Genomic DNA, 8,285 nt, shown 5'->3' with positions numbered 1-8,285 from the left:
AAAAAGAACTAAAGAAAATGAACTTAACACACCCTCAATTTGTTGTTTTAGCTTCCCTTGCTTATTTATCACAAGACAGCAACGAAGTCACGCAAGTTATGATTTCAAAACTTTCAGGGATAGATGTTATGACAGTATCTCAAATATTAAATTTATTAGAAAAAAATGATTTTGTAAAAAGAAAGGAACATTCAAGAGACACAAGGGCAAAAGCTGTTATTTTAAACAAAAAAGGAGAAGAAGTATTACAAAAAGCTGTTCCGTTAGTTGAGCAAATCGATGAAATTTTTTTCGGAAAATTAGACACTGATGAAGAACAATTTAAACATTTTCTTGCTAGATTAAATGAAGAATAAGAAATATTATCTATAATTAATGATTATGTCAAAATTATTATTTTTATTATTATATTTAAAATTCAAAAAATAAAACAGAATTTTATTCAAAAGGATTATTAACACCAAAATGTTGTAGTCCTTCTTTTTTTATGATTTATCAATATATTCAAAACCAAAATAACTTGGTTTTAATACATAAATTCTATAATATATTGCGACAAACTAAAAAAATATAAAAACTCATGATAATTTTTCTACTTTATGAGACAGCTCTCTTGAATTTATTAATAAGGAATTTATTGTTAAAATTTATTAAGAACTATTGTATAAAATTCCAAATATTACTATTTTAACATTCCACTTTGAAAAATTTAATTTTGTTTATTTTTTATTAACTGCTCCAATTATCCAAAGCAAAATACAAGCTCCTATCACAGATACTATAACACTATGAAAATTTAATCCTGTTACTTTTTGGTGTCCAAAAAAATTAAAAACTATTCCACCAATAAAAGCACCAATAATTCCTGTTATTATATTAGCTATCATTCCCATTGAAGGATTTTTATTCATTATTATACAGCTATCCAACCAGAAAAACCACCAAGTATTAACCAAGCTATTATTCCCGTAATTTCCTCCTAACTTTTTTCTTTTTAAAGATTTTTCTTAATATACCATGAGAATCTAAAACAATATTTGCTAAACTTGAAAACTACTAATATTTTTTTATCCTAGTAGTTTTTTCTATAAACTTATTAGCAATAAATTTACTTGATTCTGCAACACTAAAAGAAACATTTTTAATATTTTCTAAAGTCGTAGATACACTACTAGAAGTGTCAATAATATCTTTATTTAGAAACTTTTTATATGCTATTGACATCTTCCACTAATTAAGTTTATTTTTTCTAAATTATTATTAGTATTTTCTAATAGTTTTTCACTATTTTTTACTAATTCAGGAATTTGAGTAATACTCTTTTCTAATTGTTCTTTATTTTTTTGTAGTAGAGAATTTATTTTTGAAATAACAGAAATAAGTTTTTGAAAAAAATTGGTAAAATGTCGCAATTAATATTTCAATTTACGGTATATATTTTCTATATCCTTTAAATTTAAATTATATTTAGACATTATTCTTCTTATTTCGTATGCTCGATTTTCCTTTCTTTGTTTAAAAAAACTTTCTGGTAATTCATTATAAAATAATGATATTAACTCCTCGTATAATCTGTTCTCTTCTGGTGCAAAAAAATCAGGATTCTTGAAAATTATCTTATTTGGCGTCATTATTGTCATCATCTCTCCATAATCTGGTACAGAATAGTAACCTTGTGCATTATTTTCATCTATCTCATTTATATACCAATGTATATGATACGCTTGTCCTAAATTTGGAAATTTATTATACCTATTTTCATGTATATTTCCGTTTTCATCTACAGTTACTATATACAATTCCACATTAGTTTTATTATTATTTGTGATAGTCCATTTACCATATAGGAACTGTCCATAATAAGATTTATCTTTAGGGTTAAACCTTGAATAATAATTTTCTAAATTTTCTAATGTCATATATTTTAGTATTTCATCCTTATCTCTGCTACGTGTTATTCCACGATACAACCCCTTTAATCTAAAATAAAACACCGTTTTATTTTCATTTTTATGCTTTATTACATAATTTCGTTCTGATATACTTATTGGAGGATCAATATAAGTATATTCAAAATATTTTAAATCTCTAAAATGTTCTTCTGAATAGACAATATTACTAATCATTATCATTATAAACAATATTTTTTTAATCATTTTATTATTTTCTCCTTATTTGGTTTAGAAATTTTTAAAAAATCTATCAATTCTTTTCATAAAATATTCTTTCATAATTTAAATCTTCCGGTTTTATATTTTTATCTACTATTCCCTTATCTTGAAGCTCTTTTAATCTATTTTTAATCTTCTGTCTTAATATATTTTCATTAGTAAGCTGTTTTGCCATATTGATTTTATTATATCATACAAAATTTTGGGTACACTCCAGTAACACACTCAATCAAAAAATACTTATCAAAAATATTTAATAATTCAATGAAACTTATTTAAACCAAACTCAAAAAAAGGCAGAAAATTTTTCCACCCTTTTTATTTTTTCTTATAATGAGAACCGCATTGCAAAAACCAAATTTCACCATTTTCTATTTTATAAACAATTCTATTTCCTTCATTAATTCTCCTGCTCCAGTAGCCAGACAGTTCATGCTTCAAGCCTCCAGGTTTTCCGATACCAGCATATCCATTTCTATCAATGTCTTTTATAAGTTCTAATATTTTTTTAAAAACTTTCTTATCATTCTTCTGCCAAAAAAGAAAATCTTCCCATGCTTCATCAGACCATCTTTTTACCATTACAGCACCTCGTGAACTGTTCCACCAGTTTTTTCAATTTGTTCCTTTGCTTTTAGAAGTCTTGTAATATTTTCTTCACTGCAGAAATAATCATCTTTTTCTGACAAGTTAATTTCCAGTTTTCTCTCTCTAACCAATTTTTTGGCTGCCATTGTAAAAAAAACAGGTAGTGTTATTCCCAATTCTTCGCATACATTTTCCAAATCAAATTTTAAATCATCGTCTAATTTAAATGCATAAGTTGTTTTACTCATTTTTATCACCCCTATACATAAATATATATAACAATTATAGCATAAAAATTATAAGAAATAAAACTTTTGTTATATAAACAACAGTAAAACTACTTAACTTCCACCATTTCACCACACACAGGAAAAATTGCACTCAATAACGATTTCGTATATGGATGTTTTGCTTTTTCAGAAATTTGTCCACCCTCTATCGTTTCCACTACGTCTCCATGGTACATTACTACGATTTCGTGTGCAAAAGATTCTATCAGTGCTATGTCGTGGCATATAAAAATCATTGTTATTTTTTTTGCTTTTTGCAACTTTACAAGAAGTTCCACTATGTTTTTTTGAATGGAGACATCAACCGCGGAAGTTGCCTCGTCGCATATAAGTATCTCAGGCTCAAGCGAAATTGCTCTTGCGATTCCAAGCCTTTGTCTTTGCCCACCACTCATATTTTGAGGATACTTTGTTACAAATTCTTCAGGCAAGTCAACCATTTTAAGAAGTTCTATAGCTTTTTGCTTTCTTTCCGATCTTTTTAGTCTACTATAATTCAATAATGGCTCTGTGAGGATTTTCATAACGTTCATTTTGGGATTAAAAGCTGACCATGGATCTTGAAAGACTATTTGGATATTTTGTCTATTTTCCCACACTTCCTGTTTTGTAAACTTACTTATATCCCTTCCGTGATATAAAATCTCTCCAGAGGTTGGCTTTTCCAAGTCCATAAGCATATTTACAAGTGTTGTTTTTCCTGATCCTGATTCTCCAACAATTCCCAAAGTTTTTCCTTTATGAATTTTTAAATTCACTTTATTACAAGCCACTACTTTTTTATCATTTAATTTTTCATAAATTTTTGTAAGATTTTTTGTTTCAAGAATTACGTCATTAATATTAGACAAGCCTTTCACCTCCAATTTCAGGCACAGCTTCTAGCAATTTTTTAGTATATTCACTTTTTGGATTTTCTATAACTTCATTTTTATTACCTGCATCAACTATTTTTCCATTCTGCATAACAATTATTTTATCTGAAATATATGCAGCAACTCCCAGATTGTGAGTTACCATTATGATAGAAGTGTCAAATTTTTTTCTGAGATCCATTATTTCCTTTACTATTTGAGCCTGTGTTATAACATCTAATGCACTTGTAGGCTCATCTGCCAGAATAATTTTTGGATGGAAAGTTAGTGCCATTGCTATTCCTACACGCTGTTTCATTCCACCTGACAGTTGGTGCGGATAGCTTTTCATAATGATTTCAGGATCTGGCAAGTTTACTTTGGAAAACATATCTTCTGCTTTTTCTTCAGCTTCTTTTGCTGACATTTTGGAATGTGTCTGAATGTATTCGACAAACTGTTTTCCTATTTTTCTTATTGGATTAAGAGTTCCTCCTGAATCCTGTGAAATCATAGTTATTTCAGTCCCTCGCAGTTCCCTCCATTGATTAAGGCTTTTACTGAGCATTGATTCTCCATTATAAATTATATCGCCTGAAATTATTTTCCCTCCATTTGGCAATAGTCCCAAAATAGAAGAAAGAACGGTAGATTTTCCACTACCGCTTTCCCCAACTATTGTTATTATTTCACCTTTTTTCAATGAAAGAGAAAAATTTTCAACTACTGGATCCTTATCTCCATACTGAATTGTCAAATCTTTTATCTCCAACATAAATTCTCCTTAATTAGCTTTTGCTACATCTTTTGTTATCCAGTAGTAATCCATTGGATACATTTTAAGTCCTGTTACTGCTTTGTTGCTGTAAAGGAATGTAGTTTCATATCCAAAGAACATTGTAGCAGCATCGTTCATTATTAACTGCTGTATTTTTACAATCAGGTCTTTTCTCTTAGCTTTGTCAAATTCTTTTGATAACTCATCAAGCATTTTGTCAACTTCAGGGTTTGAATAACCTGTTTTGTTTGTTTCTGCTTTGCTGTACCAGTTTTCATGCAAGTATTTTTCAGGATCTCCAGTATTTGCAGCAAGTACGTTCCAAATTAACATATCAAAGTTTGAATCGTCTCTCATACTCAAAACTGTTTCATAACTCACAGGCTTTAATGTTACTTTGATTCCAATTTCCTTCATATCTGTCTGAAATGCCTGAGCATAGATTCCTAATTCTTCTCTACTTGTATAAATTACAAAGTTCAAGTCAAGTTTTGATCCATCAGGACGTTCTACAAATCCATCTCCATCCACATCTTTATAACCTGCATCTGCTAATAATTTTTTAGCACTTTCACGATTATAAGCATTTTCATCCTTTAATTCATTAAATCCGAAGTCCAATGTCGGAGGTACTGGTGCTTTTCCTGGAGTTGCTCCACCTTGTAATAAGTTTTGTGTATAGTTTTCTCTATTTGCACCTCTTATTATTGCTTCTCTTAATACTTTATCTTTAAGTCCTTTAGTTTGGTTCATAAAGGCATAAGTTGATCTAAGCGATTTCAATTCATTTATTATAATATTTTTATCCCCTTCAAAATCAGCTTTATTAGTAACCTTCAAGTTATACGCCACATCAATTTCTCCTGATTTTAACGATAATGCCCTTGTATTTTGATCATTTATATCTTTAAATGTTACTTTTGCTAATTTTGCTTTTCCATTCCAGTACTTTTCATTTCTTACAACAACTGTATGTTCACCAGGCTTGAATTCCTGAACAATAAACGGTCCTGTTGTTATTGGCCCTTTTTGTGCAAACTCATCTGTATTAACAGATGTATCTACAACAAGAAATAATGGATCTGCTAACGTATCAGGTAATATTGCCACAGGTTCCTTTGTTTTTATTTTCAAAGTTTGTCCATTAGCTTCTATTGAGTCATATTTAAAATATGTTTCAGCTCTTTTATTTTTTTTAAAAACTCTTTCAATTGATTTTTTTACTGCTTCTGCTGTTAACGGATGCCCATTTGAGAAAGTTACACCATCTCTTATTTTAAATGTCCATTCTAACTTATCATTGCTTAAATTCCAGCTTTCAGCAAGCAATGGCTGTAAATTCCCTTTTTCATCAAACTTTGTCAAATTTTCTCCTACACCATAACGAGTTATAACCCATCCAAAATACTGATCTGTTGGCTCAAGAGTATCTGCAAATGTAGTAACTCCTACCACCAATTCATCTGGATTGCTTTTACTTTTTGCACTTTTCCCTCCACACGCTACTAATAATGTGAATAAAGCTAAAATTAATACTAAAAATTTTCCTTTACGATTTTTTAACATTTGTCTTCTCCTTATATATTTTTATTTTTATAAACTATTCACTTTTTATATCGATTAAATCTCTTGCCGCATCCCCAAGCATATTAAATATAGTTACAACTATCACTATTGCCAATCCTGGATACATCATCATCCAAGGTGCGCTGCTAAGGGTCGTTCTCCCTTCATTGAGCATTGCTCCCCATTCTGGTATTGGTGGCTGTGCTCCAAATCCTAAAAATGAAAGTGCCGCTATTTCCAGCATTAATGTTCCTATATCCGAAACTGCCGTTACTATCATCGTTGTAATCATATTTGGAATTATATATTTGAATATTACCGAATAATCCTTGCTTCCTGTTAATTTTGCAGCTTTTATATAAAGCTCCTGCTTTATTTTAAGAACCATACTTCTTGCAAGCCTTGCATATTTAGTCCACGTAACTGCCGCTATTGCAATAACTGAATTTTTAGCGCTTGGATTTAAAAGCCCCGCTATTGCTATAGCAAAAATTAATCCCGGAAATGCAATCATCATATCTCCAAATCTCATTATCACAGTATCTATTATCCCACCAAAATATCCTGCTACCACTCCAAGCACAGTTCCTATAAAAAAAACTATAAAAACTAATACTAAAGTCATAAATATTGAATATCTTGATCCATATATAATTCTTGAAAATAAATCTCTTCCAAGATGATCTGTTCCGAAAATATACTGCCTTGATGGACGTCGTAAACTTGGAGCTATCATTTTAAAAGGGTTTTTTGGTACTATGACAGGTGCGAAAATTGCTATCAGAACCACTATAATGGCCAATGTCAAAAATACTGCCAACTGAATATTTTTTCTTTTCAATCTCAATTTTTCCAAAATCAGTCAACCTCCCCAACTCTCACATCAAAATACTTATACGAAATATCCACTGCTATATTTATTATAAGGTACAAGAATGCTATTATAAGAATATAAGCCTGTATTAGCGGATAATCTTGGGCTACTATAGCTTTTATAGCCATTCTGCCCATTCCTGGCCAGTTATAAACATATTCTACAATTGCAGTCCCGCCTAAAAGACTTCCAAGAGAAATTCCTAAAAGCGTTATTATTGGCAACATTGCATTAGGCAATACATGTTTCCATAAAATATCCCGCTCCCTTATTCCTCTCATTCTTGCCCCCGTTACATAACTTTTTCCCAGTTCTTCCAAAAATACGTGCCTTATTTGCCGTATATACTTAGCAGACATCGCTATTGCAAGTGTAAAGGCAGGTAAAATTGCAGAAACAAAATCCGTTTGCCCTCCTGAAACAGACACAAGTCCAAGCTGTACCCCGAATATACTCAAAAATATCAGTCCTAGCCAGAAACTTGGTACAGACATTCCTATAAAAGTTATCATTCTTATTAAATAGTCCTGCCATTTATTTTCCTTCACTGCCGCTAATATTCCAACTGGTATAGAAATGATACACATTAAAAATAGTGATAAAAAGGATAAATATAATGTAGGTATAAATGCTTGTCCTATCTTTTGAATTACTGGTATTCTCAAAGAATACGATTTACCAAAATTACCTTGCAGAACTCCAAAGAGCCATTTCCAATATTGAATATAAAATGGCTTGTCTACACCAAGTTCAGCTCGTGTATGAGCCAAAAGTTCAGGGGTTGGAATAAGTCCAGATTCTGTCAGCATAACTTGTGCAGGGTCTCCTGGTGCTATATAAATCAGGCAGAAAGTCAAAAAACTTACTCCAAAAAGTACAATTAATATCTGAATAGCGTATTTTACTATTTTTTTATTTTTCATCATTATTTTAAATTCGTGATATTTATCACTTTCTCCTTTAAAAATACGAATTTTATTAAAATCATTATGCTTTTTTCGATTTACCAATTTACTAAATAAAGAAATTTAAATTATATTTTATAATTTTTATAAATAAAAAATTCAACTTCGAAAGTTGAACTAAATTTTATATATTAAAACAGATGAATAGTATTTATGCAGATTTACAGCAGTTTTTATATATTAAATTTTTCCCTTCCCG

At 30.0% G+C, this 8,285-nt stretch carries 9 protein-coding genes and 1 pseudogene; 1 reads left to right on the top strand and 9 read right to left on the bottom strand.

Annotation, left to right across the window (positions count from 1 at the left end; genetic code table 11):
- Positions 1-356: MarR family winged helix-turn-helix transcriptional regulator (locus ACO5J6_RS10000; RefSeq protein ID WP_485643725.1), on the top strand; the 356-nt coding region annotated here is incomplete at its 5' end.
- A gap of 363 nt (positions 357-719) precedes the next feature.
- Here the strand turns inward: ACO5J6_RS10000 and ACO5J6_RS09995 are convergent.
- The 9 genes and pseudogenes from ACO5J6_RS09995 to nikB all read right to left on the bottom strand — a co-directional run bounded on the left by ACO5J6_RS09995 (position 720) and on the right by nikB (position 8,047).
- Positions 720-973, bottom strand: a pseudogene (locus ACO5J6_RS09995) (GlsB/YeaQ/YmgE family stress response membrane protein).
- 439 nt (positions 974-1,412) lie between these two features.
- Positions 1,413-2,156, bottom strand: coding sequence for a hypothetical protein (locus tag ACO5J6_RS09990; RefSeq protein ID WP_485643724.1), 744 nt, complete (start codon positions 2,154-2,156; stop codon positions 1,413-1,415).
- A 333-nt stretch (positions 2,157-2,489) separates the two neighbouring features.
- Positions 2,490-2,753: a Txe/YoeB family addiction module toxin gene (locus ACO5J6_RS09985; protein WP_485643723.1), complete on the bottom strand. Its 264-nt coding sequence runs from the start codon at positions 2,751-2,753 to the stop codon at positions 2,490-2,492.
- Positions 2,753-3,007, bottom strand: coding sequence for a type II toxin-antitoxin system RelB/DinJ family antitoxin (locus ACO5J6_RS09980; RefSeq protein ID WP_485643722.1), 255 nt, complete (start codon positions 3,005-3,007; stop codon positions 2,753-2,755). Before ACO5J6_RS09980 ends, ACO5J6_RS09985 begins: the two co-directional genes overlap by 1 nt.
- An 89-nt stretch (positions 3,008-3,096) precedes the next feature.
- Positions 3,097-3,909 carry an ABC transporter ATP-binding protein gene (locus tag ACO5J6_RS09975; RefSeq protein ID WP_485643721.1) on the bottom strand — a complete coding sequence of 271 codons (813 nt, stop codon included), beginning with the start codon at positions 3,907-3,909 and terminating at the stop codon, positions 3,097-3,099.
- A complete protein-coding gene (locus ACO5J6_RS09970; RefSeq protein ID WP_147006372.1) occupies positions 3,893-4,678 on the bottom strand; it encodes an ABC transporter ATP-binding protein in 786 nt (261 codons plus the stop codon). The genes ACO5J6_RS09975 and ACO5J6_RS09970 overlap by 17 nt, the downstream gene beginning before the upstream one ends.
- A 9-nt stretch (positions 4,679-4,687) precedes the next feature.
- On the bottom strand, positions 4,688-6,247 hold the full coding sequence (locus tag ACO5J6_RS09965; protein ID WP_485643720.1) for an ABC transporter substrate-binding protein: 1,560 nt from the start codon (positions 6,245-6,247) through the stop codon (positions 4,688-4,690).
- 34 nt (positions 6,248-6,281) lie between these two features.
- Entirely contained in the window at positions 6,282-7,103 is an 822-nt protein-coding gene (gene nikC, locus ACO5J6_RS09960) for a nickel transporter permease (RefSeq protein ID WP_485582323.1), read from the bottom strand.
- Between the two features lie 2 nt (positions 7,104-7,105).
- Positions 7,106-8,047, bottom strand: a complete 942-nt coding sequence (gene nikB, locus ACO5J6_RS09955; protein WP_485643719.1) for a nickel ABC transporter permease — start codon at positions 8,045-8,047, stop codon at positions 7,106-7,108.
- Positions 8,048-8,285 lie beyond the last annotated feature (238 nt).

This window comes from Pseudoleptotrichia sp. (assembly GCF_057270515.1).
Note: the sequence above shows the minus strand (reverse complement) of the source record. Positions and strands in the feature narration are given on the sequence as shown.